At 71.6% G+C, this 16,717-nt stretch carries 17 protein-coding genes; 7 read left to right on the top strand and 10 right to left on the bottom strand.

What is annotated here, in order from left to right; all coding sequences use genetic code 11:
* Positions 1-227: 227 nt before the first annotated feature.
* The 7 genes from pheT to infC all read right to left on the bottom strand — a co-directional run bounded on the left by pheT (position 228) and on the right by infC (position 7,017).
* Entirely contained in the window at positions 228-2,798 is a 2,571-nt protein-coding gene (gene pheT, locus ABZX11_RS15595) for a phenylalanine--tRNA ligase subunit beta (protein WP_354913479.1), read from the bottom strand.
* Positions 2,798-3,859, bottom strand: coding sequence for a phenylalanine--tRNA ligase subunit alpha (pheS, locus tag ABZX11_RS15590; protein ID WP_176171305.1), 1,062 nt, complete (start codon positions 3,857-3,859; stop codon positions 2,798-2,800). The genes pheT and pheS overlap by 1 nt, the downstream gene beginning before the upstream one ends.
* Positions 3,860-3,992: 133 nt before the next feature.
* Positions 3,993-4,826, bottom strand: coding sequence for a DUF6159 family protein (locus ABZX11_RS15585; protein WP_176171306.1), 834 nt, complete (start codon positions 4,824-4,826; stop codon positions 3,993-3,995).
* Between the two features lie 51 nt (positions 4,827-4,877).
* Positions 4,878-5,693 (bottom strand): RNA methyltransferase, encoded by an 816-nt coding sequence (locus ABZX11_RS15580; RefSeq protein ID WP_354913507.1) that lies wholly within the window; start codon positions 5,691-5,693, stop codon positions 4,878-4,880.
* Positions 5,690-6,067 (bottom strand): 50S ribosomal protein L20, encoded by a 378-nt coding sequence (gene rplT / locus ABZX11_RS15575; protein ID WP_004559056.1) that lies wholly within the window; start codon positions 6,065-6,067, stop codon positions 5,690-5,692. The genes ABZX11_RS15580 and rplT overlap by 4 nt, the downstream gene beginning before the upstream one ends.
* A gap of 67 nt (positions 6,068-6,134) precedes the next feature.
* Entirely contained in the window at positions 6,135-6,329 is a 195-nt protein-coding gene (gene rpmI / locus ABZX11_RS15570) for a 50S ribosomal protein L35 (protein WP_043780277.1), read from the bottom strand.
* 67 nt (positions 6,330-6,396) lie between these two features.
* The gene (gene infC / locus ABZX11_RS15565; RefSeq protein ID WP_086840451.1) at positions 6,397-7,017 is read right to left on the bottom strand and encodes a translation initiation factor IF-3; all 621 of its coding nucleotides are present in this window, start codon (positions 7,015-7,017) and stop codon (positions 6,397-6,399) included.
* A 197-nt stretch (positions 7,018-7,214) separates the two neighbouring features.
* Between infC and ABZX11_RS15560 the strand changes: the two genes are divergently transcribed.
* From ABZX11_RS15560 to ABZX11_RS15545, 4 genes are all read left to right on the top strand, one after another.
* Entirely contained in the window at positions 7,215-7,574 is a 360-nt protein-coding gene (locus tag ABZX11_RS15560) for a DUF1844 domain-containing protein (RefSeq protein ID WP_176171307.1), read from the top strand.
* 401 nt (positions 7,575-7,975) lie between these two features.
* Positions 7,976-8,470, top strand: a complete 495-nt coding sequence (locus tag ABZX11_RS15555; RefSeq protein WP_354913476.1) for a hypothetical protein — start codon at positions 7,976-7,978, stop codon at positions 8,468-8,470.
* Between the two features lie 48 nt (positions 8,471-8,518).
* Positions 8,519-9,154: a GntR family transcriptional regulator gene (locus ABZX11_RS15550; protein WP_354913474.1), complete on the top strand. Its 636-nt coding sequence runs from the start codon at positions 8,519-8,521 to the stop codon at positions 9,152-9,154.
* Entirely contained in the window at positions 9,151-10,146 is a 996-nt protein-coding gene (locus ABZX11_RS15545) for a 1-aminocyclopropane-1-carboxylate deaminase (protein WP_354913472.1), read from the top strand. The genes ABZX11_RS15550 and ABZX11_RS15545 overlap by 4 nt, the downstream gene beginning before the upstream one ends.
* Before the next feature lie 15 nt (positions 10,147-10,161).
* Here ABZX11_RS15545 and ABZX11_RS15540 read toward each other — a convergent pair whose 3' ends face one another.
* Genes ABZX11_RS15540 through ABZX11_RS15530 form a run of 3 tightly spaced genes read right to left on the bottom strand, consistent with a single transcriptional unit; the run spans position 10,162 to position 12,247 of the window.
* Positions 10,162-10,545 carry a RidA family protein gene (locus ABZX11_RS15540; protein ID WP_086864195.1) on the bottom strand — a complete coding sequence of 128 codons (384 nt, stop codon included), beginning with the start codon at positions 10,543-10,545 and terminating at the stop codon, positions 10,162-10,164.
* Entirely contained in the window at positions 10,545-11,303 is a 759-nt protein-coding gene (locus ABZX11_RS15535) for an IclR family transcriptional regulator (protein ID WP_354913470.1), read from the bottom strand. Before ABZX11_RS15535 ends, ABZX11_RS15540 begins: the two co-directional genes overlap by 1 nt.
* Positions 11,300-12,247 (bottom strand): sugar kinase, encoded by a 948-nt coding sequence (locus ABZX11_RS15530; protein WP_354913468.1) that lies wholly within the window; start codon positions 12,245-12,247, stop codon positions 11,300-11,302. The genes ABZX11_RS15535 and ABZX11_RS15530 overlap by 4 nt, the downstream gene beginning before the upstream one ends.
* Before the next feature lie 157 nt (positions 12,248-12,404).
* On the opposite strand from ABZX11_RS15530, the gene ABZX11_RS15525 reads away from it, so the two are divergent.
* From ABZX11_RS15525 to ABZX11_RS15515, 3 genes are read left to right on the top strand one after another with little or no spacing between them, the layout of a single operon-like run.
* A complete protein-coding gene (locus tag ABZX11_RS15525) occupies positions 12,405-13,712 on the top strand; it encodes an amino acid deaminase (protein WP_354913466.1) in 1,308 nt (435 codons plus the stop codon).
* The gene (locus ABZX11_RS15520; RefSeq protein ID WP_354913464.1) at positions 13,712-15,307 is read left to right on the top strand and encodes a D-aminoacylase; all 1,596 of its coding nucleotides are present in this window, start codon (positions 13,712-13,714) and stop codon (positions 15,305-15,307) included. Before ABZX11_RS15525 ends, ABZX11_RS15520 begins: the two co-directional genes overlap by 1 nt.
* Positions 15,304-16,692, top strand: coding sequence for a gluconate:H+ symporter (locus ABZX11_RS15515; RefSeq protein WP_354913462.1), 1,389 nt, complete (start codon positions 15,304-15,306; stop codon positions 16,690-16,692). Before ABZX11_RS15520 ends, ABZX11_RS15515 begins: the two co-directional genes overlap by 4 nt.
* The last annotated feature ends 25 nt before the right edge of the window (positions 16,693-16,717 follow it).

Genomic DNA, 16,717 nt, shown 5'->3' with positions numbered 1-16,717 from the left:
GCGTACCCGGAGAGTCGGCCGGCGTACCCGGAGAGTCGACTGGCGTACCTGGAGGGTCGGCTGGCGTGCCCCGTGGTGCCGACCGGGCGGACTTGCGTGACTGGAGGGGCATCACACGTGATCGGGAGGGCATCACGCGTGATTGGGGAGGCATCGCATGGAGAGACGGGCCGGCCCCTCCTGCTCGGGTGAGCGGGAGGGGCCGGGTGACCGTTGGGGCGTTGCGGTCAGGCGCGGAGGGTGGCGTTGAAGCGCTCGCCCGCGGCCGCCACTGCCGCGTCGCGGGCCTTGGTGGCTTCGTCGACCGTCAGGGTTCGGTCCGGGGCGCGGAAGCGCAGCTTGTACGCCAGGGATCGCTTGCCCTCGCCCACCTGTTCGCCCGCGTACACGTCGAACAGCGTGATGTCCTCGAGCAGCTCGCCCGCGCCGATGCGCAGGACCTCCGCCAGGTCCGCCGACGGGACCTCCTCCGCCACCACCAGGGCCACGTCGAGCAGCACCGGCGGGTAGCTCGAGACGCTCGGGGCCGGGCGGGAATCCGGGAGCGGGATCGCGTCCAGGTCCAGCTCCATCGCCACCGTGCGCGGCGGCAGGCCGAGGGCCTCGATCACCTTCGGGTGCAGCTCACCGGCGTGGCCGACCGGCCAGTCGCCGACGCGGAGCTGGGCGCAGCGGCCCGGGTGCCACGGCGGGAGGTCGGCCGCCTGCACGGTCAGCTCGACGCCGGCCGCCTCGGCGATCGTGCGGGCCGCCTGGACCGCGTCGGCCCAGCTCGCCTGCTCGCCCTGGCCCCACCAGCCCGCGCGGTGCCGGTTGCCGGCCAGGACCACCGCCACGTGCAGGGGCTGCTGCGGCACCGCCGCCTCCAGCAGGGCCAGCTCCTCGTCCGACGGCCGGTGGTCGACGCCGAGGTCCGGGACCTTCAGCGGGTTCGGCGCCGGGAGGACCACCTGGCCGACGTGGAACAGCGCCACGTCCTTCATGCCGCGGGACACGTTGCGCTGCAGGGTGTCCAGCAGGCCCGGGAGCAACGTCGTCGCCAGGCGGTTGCGGTCGGCTTCCAAGGGGTTGCGGACCACCACCGCGTTGCGGCGGACGTCGTCGGCCGGGAGGCCGAAGGCGTCCCACACCGCGTCGCCGACGAACGGGAACGGGCGCACCTCGACGTAGCCCGCCTCGGCCAGCGCACGGGACACGTTGCGGACGCGCCGCTGGCCGTCGGTCAGGCCGCGGCCGGCCGGGGCGGCGGGCAGCACCGACGGGATGCTGTCGTAGCCCTCCAGCCGCAGGACTTCCTCGACCAGGTCGGCCGGCTGGCGGAGGTCGCCACGCCAGCTCGGCGGGATCGCCGTGACCAGGCCCGTTCCGTCGTCGCCCGTGCCGACCGAGACCTTGCAGCCGATCTGGGTGAGCCGGCGGACCGTCACGCCGCGCTGGTAGTTCACGCCCGCGATCTTGTCCGGCAGGTTGATCGGCATGACGACCGGCGGGTTCGGCTCGACCGTGCCCTCGTCGGTGCGGCCCGGCTGGATGGCGGCGTCGCCGTACTGGCGCAGCAGCCGCGCGGCCAGCTCGACCGCCGCCGCGCAGAGCTGCGGGTCGGTGAACCGCTCGAAGCGCTTGGCGGCCTCGGAGAACAGCTTGTGCCGCCGTGCGGTGCGGCTGATCGCGGCCGGGTTCCAGTGCGCCGCCTCGAGCAGCACGTCCGTGCTCTCCGGCGTGATCTCGGTGCTCGCGCCGCCCATCGTGCCGGCGAGCGAGATGACGCCGCTGTCGTCGGCGATGACGATGTCGTCCGGGTCGAGCGTGCGCTCGACGTCGTCCAAAGTGGTCAGTTTCTCGCCCGGCTTCGCCCGGCGGACCACCAGATCGCCCTGGATGGCCTTGGTGGCGAACGCGTGCAGCGGGTGCCCGAGCTCGAGCATCACGTAGTTCGTCACGTCGACGGCCAGCGAGATCGACCGGATGCCGGCCAGCATCAGCCGTCGGCGCATCCGCCACGGGGTCGGCGCGGTCGCGTCCAGGCCGGTGACCCGGCGCAGCACGAACCGCGGGCAGCCTTCCGGGTCCTCTACGTGCACCGGCCAGGCGTCGCCCTCGGCCGCCGGGACCTCCAGCAGCGCCGGGTCGCCGAAGGGCACGTCGAGCGCGTTCGACAGCTCGCGCGCGAGCCCGCGGATCGACAGCGCGTAGCCACGGTCCGGGGTCGGGGCGAGCTCGATCACCGAGTCGTCGAGGCCGAGCAGCTCGCGCGCGTCGTCGCCCGGGCTCGCGGTGCCCGGCGGGAGCACGAGGATGCCGGTGTGGTCGTCGCCGAGGCCGAGCTCGCGGGCCGAGCAGATCATGCCGTCGCTGATCCGGCCGTAGGTCTTGCGGGCGGCGATCTCGAAGTCGCCGGGCAGGACGGCACCGGGCAGCGCGACGACGACCAGGTCGCCCTCGACGAAGTTGCGCGCGCCGCAGATGATGCCGCGGGTCTTGATGCCGTGCGGGCCCTCGTCGAACTCGCCGGCTTCGTCGTCGTCCTCGTCTTCGTCGTCGAGGTCTTCGTCGAGCTCCTCGGCTTCGTCGGCGGGCTCGCCGACGTCGACGCGGCAGAAGCGGACCGGCTTCTTGAACTCGGTGAGCTCCTCGATCTCGGCCACCCGGCCGACGACCAGCGGGCCGGTCACCGGGCCGAGCTCGCGCAGGTCGTCGACCTCGATGCCGATCCGGACGAACGCGTCGGCCAGGTCCTGCGGCGTGACCTCGTCGGTGAGCTCGAGGTGTTCGGTCAGCCAGCTGACTGGAACTCGCACTACGCCTCCGTTCCGAAGGGAAGGGTGAAGCGGACGTCGCCTTCCACCATGTCGCGCATGTCCGGGATCCCGTTGCGGAACTGCAGGGTGCGCTCGATGCCCATGCCGAAGGCGAACCCGGAGTACACGTCCGGGTCGACGCCGCAGGCGCGCAGCACGTTCGGGTTGACCATGCCGCAGCCGCCCCACTCGACCCAGCCGGGGCCGCCCTTCTTCTCTTCGAACCAGACGTCCACCTCCGCGGACGGCTCGGTGAAGGGGAAGAAGTGCGGGCGCAGCCGTGTCTTGGAGTTCTCGCCGAACATCGCGCGGGCGAAGGCGTCCAGCGTGCCCTTGAGGTGGGCCATCGTGATGCCCTTGTCCACCGCGAGGCCCTCGACCTGGGTGAACACCGGCGTGTGCGTCGAGTCGAGCTCGTCGGTGCGGTAGGTCCGGCCGGGGCACACGACGTACACCGGCAGGTCGCGGTGCAGCAGCGTGCGCGCCTGGACCGGCGAGGTGTGCGTGCGCAGCACCAGGCCCGAGTCCTCTTCGCCGACGTAGAAGGTGTCCTGCAGCTGGCGGGCCGGGTGGTCCTTGCCGAAGTTCAGCGCGTCGAAGTTGAACCACTCGGCTTCGAGCTCGGGACCTTCGGCGACCTCGTAGCCCATCGCGACGAAGGCGTCGGCGACGCGCTCGGAGATGGTGGTGATCGGGTGCCGGGCGCCGCGCGGAACGCGGTCCCACGGCAGGGTGACGTCGACGGCTTCTTCGCGCAGCACGCGCTCGTCGCGCTCCACCTGGAGCTCGGCGCGGCGGGCGTCGAAGGCCGCCTGGATCGCCTGGCGGGCCTCGTTGACGCGCTTGCCAGCCTCGGCCTTCTCCTGCTTGGGCAGGGCGCCGATCCCGCGGCGGGCCAGGCCCACCGGGGACTGGTCACCGAGGTGGGCCGGCTTGACCTCGGCCAGCCCTTCGAGCCCGGTCGCGGCGGCGAACGCCGCTTCGGCGGCCTTGACCGCCTCCTGCAGCGTCTCGGGGGCGAGCACCGCGCCCTGTGCTTCCTTCTCCGTGGCTCCGGACATAACTCCTCGGCGTCCGCTGGGACTGGTCGTTCACGCGCCGCCGCACACGGCACGCGAGAGGTCAAAGGCGGGAAAAGTCTATGGGATCGGCTCCGCGCGCCCCCGGTCGCCCCGTGGGCGCGCGGACGCACGGTCACCGCCGGCGGAACGCCTCGGAGAAGTCGACCGAAGCGAACTCGCCGGGCACCACGCCCTCGGCGGCGTAGCGGTACAGCGCGGTCTGGTAGATGCCGGACAACGTGGTGATGAAGACCGCCACCAGCAGGGTCCAGACGATCGCCAGCCCGACCGCGACGAACACGGTGGCCGTGCCGCCGAGCAGGAAGCCGGCTCCGAGGAGCACGACGTAACCGGCGAAGGTCAGCAGGAAACCGACCAGGCCGAGGCCGGCGGTGCCGGCGACGTTCTCGCCCCAGGCGCGGCGGAACAGCTCGACCGACCGCTTGACGCTCGCCTTCACCCCCGTGCCCTCGAGCATGACGACCGGCAGCACGAGGTACGTCGTGAACCGCCAGGCCATGCCGATCAGGCCGCTGATGATGCTGCCGAGGAAGCCGAGCCGCTCCTCGATCGTGCGCAGCACCACGCTGACCGTCGCGGTCACCCCGGCCCAGCCGAGCAGGGCAGGCCAGCGGCGCCCGGCTGCGGCGAGGCCCGCGCCGACACCCGGCATGCCGCCGTCACCGCGCAGCGCGATGTCCGCCTGGGAGATCAGGGCGGCGTTGAAGAAGATCGTGACGAACGCCGAGACGAGGTAGAACGCCGCGAGCAGCACGTACGTGCCGGCGGTGGGCCGGAAGTTCTCGGCCTCGAGGTGGACGGTGAAGAACGCCGGTGTCAGGAACACCGCGGCGACCAGCAGTCCGGCGATCCCGGCGAGCACCGGGAACCACGCCAGGCCCTTGTGGGCGCGCAGCACCTTGAACGAAGCGGAGAACAGCGCGAACGAACGGGCAAGCCTGCCCATGGAACCCCCCAATATCGGCCACAATGGATATTGCGGGAGCCTACTCGCAGGTCAGCGCCGCGCCGCCAGCGCGCTCGTGTAGACGCACACGGCCGCCGCGGTGGCCAGGTTGAGGCTCTCAGCGCGGCCGTACAGGGGGATCCGGACGGCGAGGTCGGTCCGGTCGAGGACGTCGGCGGGCAGGCCGTGGGCCTCGTTGCCGAACACCCACGCGGTCGGGGCGGTGAGGTCCACCCGATCGAGTTCGGCGTCGGCGTAGCCGTGGGCGGCGAGCGTCCGCAGGCCCGCGGCCGAGCAGGCGCTCAGCGCGCCCGCGACGTCACGGACCCGCGCGATCGGCAGGTGGAACAGGCTGCCGGCAGCCGCGCGGACGCACTTGCCGTTGTGCGGGTCGACGGTGTCGCCCGCCAGGACCACCGCGTCCGCACCGGCGGCGTCCGCGACGCGGATCACCGTGCCCGCGTTGCCGGGGTCGGCGACGTCCACGAGCACGACCACGAGCTTCGCCTCCGGCGTCACGGCCTCCTCGAGCGGCCGGTCCAGCAGCGCGCAGACGGCCACGATGCCCTGCGGTGTCACGGTTTCCGACAGCCCGTCGGCGGCGCGGTCGGTGATCGGCGAGACGGTGACGCCGGCCGCGCGGGCCGCGTCGACCAGGTCCGCGTGCTGGGCGGCCGCGCGGTCGGTGACGAACAGCTCGTGCACCGTGCCGTCGGCCAGAGCGGCCTCGACGGCGTTGGCGCCTTCGGCCAGGAACCGGCCGGTCTTGTCGCGTTCCGCGCGCCGCGTCAGCTTGCGCGCAGCAACGACCCGGGGGGTCCGTTCGGTGAACGGCTCCGCCCCGGGTCGCTGAAAGCTGCCGGTCAGGCCGACTTCGCTTCGCCGGTGTTGACGTTGGCCTTGGCGAGCTCGGCCAGCGCGGTGAAGGCGGCGGCGTCGTTGACGGCGAGGTCCGCGAGGATCTTGCGGTCGACCTCGACACCCGCGGCCTTGATGCCCTGGATGAACCGGTTGTAGGTCACGCCGTTGGCGCGAGCGGCCGCGTTGATGCGGGTGATCCACAGCTGGCGGAAGTCACCCTTGCGGGCACGGCGGTCCCGGTAGGCGTAGTTGAGCGAGTGAAGCGTCTGCTCCTTGGCCTTGCGGTACAGCCGCGAACGCTGGCCGCGGTAGCCGCTGGCCAGTTCGAGAGTTGCGCGACGCTTCTTCTGGGCGTTGACCGCCCGCTTGACGCGTGCCACGGGTCCATCCTGTCGATTTCGGGGGGCGAGGGGACGCCCCGGGTGGGTTAGAGCAAGTTCTGCGGGATCAGATGCCGAGCAGGCGCTTGACGCGGCCGACCTCGGTCTTCGACACCTCGGTGGTGCCCTCGAGACGGCGGGTCACGCGGCTGGACTTCTTCTCCATGCGGTGGCGCCGGCCGGTCATCTGGCGGCGCAGCTTGCCCGTCCCCGTCTTGCGGATGCGCTTGGACGTCCCGCTGTGGGTCTTCATCTTCGGCATTGGTGTCCTCTTTCGTGCGGCGGCTCACCGGAGAACCGGTGAGCCGCTGACTCGTGCTGGTCGGCGCCTACGCCTCGGGGGCCTGCTCGGGAGCGGGCTCGGCCTTGGCCTTCGGCTTCACGTTCTTGTGCGGGGCCAGCACCATGATCATGTTGCGGCCGTCCTGCTTGGCGGACGACTCGACGAAGCCCAGTTCGGTGACGTCCTCGGCGAGCTTCTGCAGCAGCCGGTAGCCGAGCTCCGGCCGGGACTGCTCGCGGCCGCGGAACATGATCGTGACCTTGACCTTGTTGCCCGCCGCCAGGAACCGCGACACGTGACCCTTCTTGGTCTCGTAGTCGTGCTGGTCGATCTTGGGGCGCAGCTTCTGTTCCTTGATGACGGTCAGCTGCTGGTTGCGCCGCGACTCGCGGGCCTTCTGCGCGCTCTCGTACTTGAACTTGCCGAAGTCCATGAGCTTGCACACCGGCGGGCGGGCCTGCGGCGCGACCTCGACGAGGTCGAGGTCGTTCTCCTGCGCCAGGCGCAGCGCATCCTCGATCCGGACGATGCCGACCTGTTCGCCGGCGGGTCCGACGAGACGGACCTCCGGCACCCGGATTCGGTCGTTGATGCGTGTCTCGGAGCTGATGGGGCCTCCTTGGTCCGAGGAATGTTTCCTGTTCTCGTTTCGACCTGGTGCCCACATAGCGAAGGCCCCGGTCACCGTTCGGTGCGCGGGGCCCACTCTGTTCCGATCGTGCCCCGGAGGGCACTGCTTCGCTTCGGACTTGCGTCCTGGCGAGACCGGACCCGGACACCTGTACGGTGACGCGGGTGGGAGCGGGGCTCCACTTGCCGCCCCCGATCGCTCGGGGGCTGGTCGCTCGTGGAAGGGTACCAGACGTGTCAGAACAACCCTCCGAACAGGCCCCTTATTCCCCGGACGACCGCCACCTGGCCGAGATCCCCAGCGTGGAGGTGATCAGCCGGGCGGCGGTGATGCTGCTGTCGGCAGGCGCCGAGCGCCTCGGGCTCGCCGACGCCGACCCGGCGACGTCCCCGCACCGCGACCTCGACGAGGCCCGCCGGTTGATCACCGCGCTCGCCGGCCTCGTGACGGCCTCCGCGGAGTACCTCGGGCTGCACGCCGGGCCGTTGCGTGATGGCCTGCAGTCGCTGCAGAAGGCGTTCCGGGAGGCTTCGGCCGTGCCGGACGAGCCCGGGCAGGGTCCGGGCGAGAAGTTCACCGGTCCGGTCTACTGACCTGGGTGCATGCGGGCTGACGCGGGCGAGGGTGGCCACGGCGGTGTGACTGGTCGCCGCCCTCGCCTCCCGGGTCCGACGGAGTGGGTCTCGCCGGTCGGCATGACGACGCCCACCACTGCTGTCCGGCCCGCCGGCGCACCGCCCGCCGGCCGGACACCACAATCCCCGACCGCTGATCAGCGAGGCGAGCTTCGCCGGGCGGGCGCGACGACACCGCAACCGCTGATCAGCTCGGCCGGCGGATCGCGCTCGCCAGGCCGGCGAACCGAATCCCGCCGACCAGACACCACAGCACCCACCCGCTGCCGATCGGCCGGGTCGGCTCGCGCAAGCCGCGGCGATCCGGGTTTCCGCCGGGCCGACTCGGCTTCCCGACGGGTGGGGCACACTTTCGTGCCGTGCTCACTCCACTCGTTGCCGGGGTCTTCGCGCTGGCCGGGGTGCTTCTCGGGGTCTTCCTCGAACCCGTCAAGGCCCGGGTCGCCGCCCGGGCGCGGCTGCGGGAAGAACGCGCCCTGCGGTGCGCCCAGCTCGTCGAGGCCGCGACCACCGCCCGTGATGCCGTTCTGTGGCTCTTCCGGACCGTCCGCACCGTCGCACCCGCCGTCACCGCCGGCGCCGAACTGGTCGCCGAAGCCGAACAGCGCTACTGGAACGCGCGCAGCGAGCTCAAGAAGGCACTCCTGCTGCTCCGCCTCGTCGGGCCGGACGAGCTGATCGCGGGCGCGGTGGCCGTCGCCGAGGCCGATCGGGCGTTGCGGCAGCTCTGGTTCGACCGCGACCCCTCGGCCCGGCAGTCGCATTCGGACGAGATGTCCGCCGTGCTGCAGCGCGGGCGGCTCGCCTTCGACGAGTTCACCGACCTGGCTCGCCGGCTCACCGTTCCGCACTGACATAGGCAAGCTTGCCGAACCCGGCCACAGACATCTAACATGTTAGATGTGAGTCTCTCGAAGGTCAGCCGCCCCCTCCTCCGCGATGAGGCCTACGACCGCATCCGCCGGGCGATCGTCGACGGCACCCTGCCGCCCGGCGCCCCCCTGCGCGACGCCGACCTCGCCGACCAGCTCGGGCTCTCGAAGGCCCCGGTCCGGGAAGCCCTCCGCCGCCTCACCGACGACGGCCTCGTCGACCAGAAGCCGCAGTCCTACACCCGCGTCTCCGAAGTGATGTCCCCCGACGTGCTCGACGCCCGCGAGATCGTCCGCGTGCTCCACGAGTTCGCCGTCCGCCAGGCCGCCACGAGGTGCGGTCCGCAGGACGTCGCCGCCATGCGCGCGGCCAACGACCGGTTCGCCCGAGCCATCGAAGCCCGCGACATCGCGGCCGCCGTCCAGGCCGACGACGAGCTGCACGACGTCCCCGTCCGGCTGGCAGGCAACGCCGCCGTCGCCGCGACCCTCGACCGCTACACCCCGCTCCTGCGCCGCCTCGAACACGCCCGGTTCAGCTCGACCCTGGCCTGGAACTCGGTGGAACGCCACACCCGGCTCATCGACGCGCTGGCAGCACACGACACCGAGACCGCCGTCGAAGTGATCTCGACCATCTGGACCGACCTCCTGGAGGACCGATGACCCTCGCCGACTTCCCGCGCTACCCCCTGCTCTTCGGCCCCTCGCCGGTGCACCGCCTCGAACGCCTCACCGAACACCTCGGCGGCGCCCAGATCTGGGCGAAGCGCGAGGACGTCAACTCCGGCCTCGCCTTCGGCGGGAACAAGACCCGAAAACTGGAGTACCTCGTCGCCGACGCGCTGAAAGAAGGCGCGGACACGCTCGTCTCCATCGGCGGCGTCCAGTCCAACCACACCCGCCAGGTCGCCGCGGCCGCCGCGCGGGCCGGGCTGAAGGCCGTTCTCGTCCAGGAAAGCTGGGTCGACTGGCACGACCCGCTCTACGACAAGGTCGGCAACATCCAGCTGTCGCGGATCCTCGGCGCCGACGTCCGGCTCGTCCAGGCCGGTTTCGGCATCGGCTTCAAGGAGACGTGGGAGAACGCCGTCGCCGAGGTCGAAGAGCGGGGCGGGAAGCCGTACGCCATCCCGGCCGGCGCCTCGGACCACCGGCTCGGCGGCCTGGGCTTCGCGAGCTGGATCGTCGAACTGGAACAGCAGGAAGAAGAACTCGGCGTCTTCTTCGACACCGTCATCGTCTGTTCGGTCACCGGCAGCACCCAGGGCGGGATGGTCGCCGGGACCACCATCGGCAAGAAGCGGCGCATCCTCGGCATCGACGCCTCGGCCAAGCCCGGCGAAACCCGCGAGCAGGTCACGCGCATCGCGCGCACCACCGCCGAGCTGATCGGCGGGGGCGAGATCCCCGAGGTCGAACTCGACGACCGCTACCACGCCGGGACATACGGGATCCCGGACAAGTCCACTGTGGACGCCATCGAGACGTGCGCCCGGCTGGAGGGCATGATCACCGATCCCGTCTACGAGGGCAAGTCGATGGCCGGGCTGATGGACCTCGTCGGAACCGGCGAGATCTCCCGCGACTCGAACGTCCTCTACGCCCACCTCGGCGGGCAGCCTGCCCTGAACGGCTACACGAGCGTTCTGGGCTGACCGCCCGCCGGAGGCTCAGTCCAGCACGCAGAGCACGTCGATCTCGACGAGCAGCTCGCCCGGCAGCCCGACGTACACCGTCGTGCGCGCCGCGTGCGGGGCGTCGCCGATCAGCTCGTTGTACACCTCGTTGAACGGCGCGAAGTGCGCGGTGTCGGTCAGGTACACCCGGACCATGATCGCGTCCGCGAGGCTCGAACCCGCTTCTGCCAGCACGGCCTCGATGTTCTTGAACGTCTGCCGGGTCTGGCCCACGACGTCGTCGCCGACGATCGCGCCCGTGGCCGGGTCGAACGCGACCTGGCCGGCGACCTGCAGCAGGTTCCCCTTGCGGACGGCCTGCGAGAACTTCGCCGGCGGCTTCGGCGCGTTCTCGGTGGAAACTGCCGTCTTGCTCATCAGTGCCCCTTTCCGTTCTCCGTCCATCCACTGTGGACGGAAGCTTCCCTGGTCGCGGCCCGCAGCTCGGGCACCAGCGCCAGCAGTCCTTCGTAGTCGAGCAGCACCTTCGGCACCGACATCGACGCGGCGGCCAGCACCTCACCGCCGGTCCCCCGTACCGGCGCCGCGATGCAGTGGATGAAGTCCTCGTGTTCGGCGTTGTCGACCGCGTACCCGCGCTCGGCCACGCGCTCCAGCTCCGCCAGGTACTCCGCCGCCGTGGTGATCGTGTTCGGCGTCCGCACCGGGTACTCGATCGACCGCGCGATCTCCTCGCGGCGGGCCGCGGGCATCGCCGCGACCAGGACTTTCCCCACCGCGGTGCAGTGCAGCGGCGCCCGCTTGCCGATGCGCGAGTACATCCGCACCGAATGGCGGCCTTCGAACTTGTCGATGTAGACGACTTCGCCGTCTTCGTAGCTGGCCAGGTGCACGGTGTGCCCGGTGCGCGCGTTGAGCGCGGCGAGCGCCGGGTGCGCGCTGCGGCGGACGTCGAACGAATCCAGTGCCTGGTTGGCGAGGTCGAACATGGCGCTGCCCAGCCGGTAGTGGCGGGCGCCTTCGCGGCGGACGAAGTGGTGCTGCTCGAGGGTGCGCAGCAGCCGCAGGACGGTCGACTTGTGCACGCCGATCTCGTCGGCGAGGTCGTCGAGGGTGCGCGCGTCCTGCGCGATCGAGGTCAGCAACGTCAGCGCCCGGTCCAGACTTTGGCTCACGTCAGCACCACGCCCTCTCCGGTCAGCCGCGCCGAACGCCACTCGTCCGGGTCCGCCTGCAGCAGGGTAGCCACGACGTCCCGCGGCAGCGGCACGCCGACGTCGTCGTGGGTCAGCAGGGTGACCGCGGCCTGCAGGTGCCCCTGCCGCAACCGTTCCAGGGGCGGCGCACCGCGCAGCGTCGCGGCGAGGAACCCGGCGGCGAAGGCGTCCCCGGCACCGACCGGCTCGACGACGTCGACCGCCAGCGCGGGCGCGAACAGCGGCTCCCCCTCGACCAGCGTCGCCCCGCGCTCGCCGTGCTTGACGACGAGCGTGCGCGGCTGCGGCAGCAGGGCCCGCAGCCGTTCCGGGTCGCCGGTCCCCCACACCCGCTGGGCCTCGTCGTCGCCGGTCAGCACGATGTCCGCCTGCGCGGCCAGTTCGGCGAGCAGGCTCGGGTCGCGGCCGGTCCAGAGCGCCGGCCGCAGGTTGACGTCGAAGGAGATCAGCCGGTCGCCGCGGGGCAACTCCAGCAGCGCGCGGACCAGCGCGAGACAGCTGTCCGACAGCGCCGGCGTGATCCCCGACAGGTGCAGCACGCGGACGCCGTCGAGGTCCAGCCGGTCCAGCAGCGACGGTCCCATCCCGGACGCGGCCGAGCCCGCCCGGTAGTAGCGCACCGGACTGCCGCCGGCGCCGCTTTCCTTGACGTAGAGCCCGGTCGGGCGGGTCGGATCGACAACGCACCCGCTGACGTCGACGCCGTGGGACGCGACCTCGCGCAGCACCGCCCGGCCGAACGGGTCGTCCCCGACCGCGCTCACCCAGCCGCTGCGCACACCCAGCGTCGGCAGGTTGCAGGCCACGTTCGATTCGGCGCCGCCGATGGTGCGCACCCAGCGCTTCACCTGCTCCGGCGGGCCGGGCTCGGCGGGCACGAACAGCGCCATCGTCTCGCCCACGCACAACACTTCGGGCCCGCTCGTCACTTTCCGTCTCCCCTGTTCTTCACCCCGTTGACCTGTGGCGACCCGGATGCTACACCTATGGCACTCAAAATGCGCAACAGTCGTTGCAACATACGCAACGACGAACCAGCCAACCCAGGGACCGCCGCCGATGACCGCACCCGCCGCTTTCACCCTGAACGACGCCGCACTCGACGCCCTCCGCCAGGAGCGGATCGACTGGCGCTTCCGCTCGGCCGCCCCCGCCCTGACCGGGCTCACCCTCGCCGAAGCTGCGGACCGCCGGCTGAACCTGTTCACCGACGGGTTCTTCGCCCCTTTCGTCGTCCTCGACGACGAAGCGCTCGAACACAACCTGCGGACGATGGCCGCGTGGTGCGCCGCGCGGGGCGTGGTGCTGGCACCGCACGGCAAGACCACCATGGCGCCCCAGCTGTTCGCGCGACAGGCCGAGCACGGCGCCTGGGGCGTGACCTGCGCGAACGCCGGTCACCTCCGGATCTACCGGGCGTTCGGCGTGTCCCGGGTCCTGCTGGCCAACCAGCTGCTCGACCCGGCCGGCCTGCGCTGGCTGGCCGCCGAGCTGGCCGCCGACCCGGGGTTCGAGTTCGTCTGCTGGGTCGACTCGGTGCGCGGGGTCGAGCTGATGACCGCGGCCCTCGACGGCACCGAGCGCCCGGTGGACGTCCTCGTCGAGGTGGGGGCCGACGGCGGCCGCACCGGCGTCCGCGACACCGCGACCGCGCTGGCGGTCGCCGAGGCGGTCCACGCCAGCCCCGTGCTGCGGCTGCGGGGCACCGGCGGCTACGAAGGCGCGCTGTCCCACGGCACCGACGAGGCCGCGCTGGCCAAGATCAGCTCCTATGTGGACAGCCTGCGCGACCTGGCGATCTTGCTGGCGGACAAGGGACTCCTCGACGGGCAGATCATCGTCACCGCCGGCGGCAGCGCCTACTTCGACCGGGTCGTCAACGAGCTGACGAAGCCGTGGCCGGACGGCCTCGACGTGCTGCCGGTGCTGCGCAGCGGCGCCTACCTGACCCACGACGACGGCTTCTACCGCGAGATCTCCCCGCTGGGCGAGCACCCGCGCATCGACGGCGTCGACTCCTTCCGGCCGGCGCTGCGGGCGTGGGCGCAGGTGACGTCGAAGCCGTCGGACGAGCTCGCCCTGCTGACCATCGGCAAGCGCGACGCCTCCTTCGACGAGGGCCTGCCCCAGCCGCAGCTGCGCCGCACCCCGGGCGGCCCCGCCGAACCCCTCGACGGCCACACCGTCACCAAGCTGAACGACCAGCACGCCTTCCTGGCCCTGCCGCCCGGCTCCCCGGTCGAGGTCGGCGACTGGATCGCGCTCGGCCTGTCCCACCCGTGCACGGTGTTCGACAAGTGGCCGCTGCTGCCGGTGACCGCGGCCGACGGCGAAACCGTCGTCGACTACGTCCGGACGTGGTTCTGATGTCCGTCGTCATCCGGAACGCGCTGGTCGCCGACGGCAGCGGCGCCCCGCTCGCCCGCCACGACGTCGGCCTCGCCGGCGGGAAGATCGCGGAGGTCGCCGACGCCGGGTCGCTGACCGGCGGCCGGGTCATCGACGCCGACGGCCTGGTGCTCGCGCCCGGGTTCATCGACATGCACTCGCACTCCGACCTGCAGCTGCTGGCCAACCCGGACCACCCGGCGAAGATCACCCAGGGCGTCACGACCGAGGTGCTCGGCCAGGACGGCCTGTCGTACGCGCCCGTCGACGACACCGTGCTCGAGGCACTGCGGCAGCAGCTCGCGGGCTGGAACGACGACCCGCCGGGGTTCGACTGGAACTGGCGCTCGGTCGGCGAGTACCTCGACCGGCTCGACCGCGGTATCGCCGTCAACGCCGCCTACCTCGTGCCGCAGGGCACGGTCCGGATGCTCGCCGTCGGCTGGGCCGACCGGCCCGCGACCGAGGCCGAGCTCAACCGGATGAAGGAACTGGTCGCGACCGGGCTGGCCGAGGGCGCGATGGGGATGTCGTCCGGCCTCACCTACACGCCCGGGATGTACGCGGAGACGAGCGAGCTGGTCGAGCTGTGCCGGGTGGTCGGCGAGCGGGGCGGCTTCTACAGCCCGCACCACCGCAGCTACGGCAAGGGCGCCCTCGAGGCGTTCGCCGAGATGATCGACGTGAGCAGGCAGTCCGGCTGCCCGCTGCACCTGGCCCACGCCACGATGAACTTCTCGGTCAACAAGGGCAAGGCGCCTGACCTGCTGCAGCTGCTCGACGACGCCCTCGACGACGGCTGCGACATCTCACTCGACACCTACCCGTACCTGCCGGGCGCGACCTACCTGAGCGCGCTCCTGCCGAGCTGGGCCACCGAAGGCGGCCTCGACGCCACGCTCGCCCGGCTGTCCGATGTGGACGAACGCGAGCGGATCCGCGCCGAGATCGAGGAGTCCGGTTCGGACGGTGCGCACGGCGTCCCGATCGACTGGGAAGCCATCGAAATCAACGGCGTGCGCCACGAGCACAACGCCCACCTGGTCGGCCACAGCGTCGCCGCGTCAGCCGTCAAGCAAGGCACGGAACCGGCGCAGCTGTACTTCGACACCCTGCTGGACGAACGGCTCGGGACGTCCTGCCTGATGCACGTCGGGCACGAGGAGAACGTCCAGGCGATCATGCGGCACCGGACGCACACCGGCGGCAGCGACGGCCTCCTCGTCGGCGCCCGGCCGCACCCGCGCGCCTGGGGCACGTTCCCCCGCTACCTCGCCCGGTACGTCCGTGAGCTCGGCGTGCTGGACCTCGCCGAGTGCGTCGCCCACCTGACCGGGCGGGCCGCGCGGCGGCTGCGGCTGGCCGACCGCGGGCTGGTCCGCGCCGGCTACGCCGCCGACCTGGTGCTGTTCGACCCCGAGGCGGTCACCGACACCGCCACCTTCGACGATCCCCGGCAGCCCGCCGCCGGGATCACCCACGTCTTCGTCAACGGCACCGCCGCCCTCGACGACGGAACCCCCACCGGCGCCCTCGCCGGACACTCCCTGCGCAACCCCCGGAGAGCCCGATGATCCACTGGCTGCAACACACCACGGGCGGGCTGCTGACGCTCGCCGCCGTCTCGATCGCCGTCCTGCTCGTGCTGATCATCAAGCTCAAGCTGGAACCGTTCATCGCGCTGATCGTGGTCGGCCTGCTGACCGCGCTGGCCGCCGGCCTGCCGGTCGGCACGATCGTCGGCTCCGCCCAGAAGGCATCGGACTCCCTGCTGGAGAAGGGGTTCGGCAGCATCCTCGGGCACATCACGGCGATCATCGGCCTGGGCACGATCCTCGGCTCGATCCTGGAACGCTCGGGCGGCGCCAAGGTGCTCACCGGCGCGCTGCTGCGGTCGTTCGGCGAGAAGCGGGCCCCGCTGGCCATGGGGGTCGCCGGGTTCGTCTTCGGCATCCCGGTGTTCTTCGACATCGGCATCTTCGTGCTGGCCCCGCTGGTCTACGTCGCCGCGCGCCAGGGCGGGAAGTCGCTGGTGCTGTACGCGATGCCGCTGCTGGCCGGCCTGTCGATCACGCACGCCTTCCTGCCGCCGCACCCCGGCCCGGTGGCCGCCGCCGGGCTGCTGCACGTCGAGCTCGGCTGGATCATCCTGATGGGCCTGGCCTGCGGCATCCCCGCGTTCCTGATCGGCGGCGTGCTGTACTCGACCTGGATCGGCAAGCGCATCTCCGTCGACGTCCCCGAGGACATGGTCTTCGCCGAGGAAGAGGGCGAACGCGAGGACAACCCGCCGTCGCTGGGGCTGGTCGCCGCGATCATCGCGGTGCCGCTGGTGCTGATCCTGGCCGGCACGTTCGGCAGCATCTGGCTGCCCAAGGGCTCCGCGCTCGCCGGTGTCGCCGCGTTCATCGGGACGCCCGCGGTCGCGCTGACCGTCGCCGTGCTGCTCGCGTCCTGGCTGCTGGGCCTGCGGCGCGGGTTCACCGGCAAGGACCTCAACGAGCTGGCCGCGAAGTCGCTGCGGCCGGTGGCGATGATCCTGCTGGTCGTCGGCGCGGGCGCGTTCTTCGGCGCGGTGCTCTCGGCCACCGGGATCGGCAAGGCCGTGGCCGACTCGCTGCACGACGCCGGGCTGCCGGTGCTGCTCGCGGCGTACGTGATCAGCTGCGGCATGCGGATCGCGCAGGGTTCGGCGACCGTCGCCATCGTGACCACGAGCGGGATCATCGCGCCGACCGTGGCCCAGCTCGGGTATTCGCAGATCCAGCTGGCGCTGCTGGTGATGGCGATTTCGGCGGGCTCGATCATCGCCTCGCACGTCAACGACGGCGGCTTCTGGATCGTTTCGCGGTACTTCAACCTCACCGTGCCGCAGACGCTGAAGTCCTGGACCGCGCTGGAAACCGTGCTTTCCCTTTCGGGATTCGGGGCTTCGGCATTGCTCATGGCCGTGGTCTAGACCATACTGGAGTCCGTCACCGCCG

The organism is Amycolatopsis sp. NPDC004169, from assembly GCF_040610315.1.
GTDB lineage: Bacteria > Actinomycetota > Actinomycetes > Mycobacteriales > Pseudonocardiaceae > Amycolatopsis.
This window is presented reverse-complemented; position numbering and strand designations above follow the sequence as displayed.

What these genes read in the sequence shown, in the direction of transcription:
- rpmI (WP_043780277.1), bottom strand. Translation starts at nt 6,329, where the DNA reads ATGCCGAAGATGAAGACCCACAGCGGGACGTCCAAGCGCATCCGCAAG.
- ABZX11_RS15540 (WP_086864195.1), bottom strand. Translation starts at nt 10,545, where the DNA reads ATGAGCAAGACGGCAGTTTCCACCGAGAACGCGCCGAAGCCGCCGGCG.
- ABZX11_RS15515 (WP_354913462.1), top strand. Translation starts at nt 15,304, where the DNA reads ATGATCCACTGGCTGCAACACACCACGGGCGGGCTGCTGACGCTCGCC.
- ABZX11_RS15520 (WP_354913464.1), top strand. Translation starts at nt 13,712, where the DNA reads ATGTCCGTCGTCATCCGGAACGCGCTGGTCGCCGACGGCAGCGGCGCC.
- ABZX11_RS15525 (WP_354913466.1), top strand. Translation starts at nt 12,405, where the DNA reads ATGACCGCACCCGCCGCTTTCACCCTGAACGACGCCGCACTCGACGCC.
- pheS (WP_176171305.1), bottom strand. Translation starts at nt 3,859, where the DNA reads ATGTCCGGAGCCACGGAGAAGGAAGCACAGGGCGCGGTGCTCGCCCCC.
- ABZX11_RS15585 (WP_176171306.1), bottom strand. Translation starts at nt 4,826, where the DNA reads ATGGGCAGGCTTGCCCGTTCGTTCGCGCTGTTCTCCGCTTCGTTCAAG.
- ABZX11_RS15545 (WP_354913472.1), top strand. Translation starts at nt 9,151, where the DNA reads ATGACCCTCGCCGACTTCCCGCGCTACCCCCTGCTCTTCGGCCCCTCG.
- infC (WP_086840451.1), bottom strand. Translation starts at nt 7,017, where the DNA reads ATGTGGGCACCAGGTCGAAACGAGAACAGGAAACATTCCTCGGACCAA.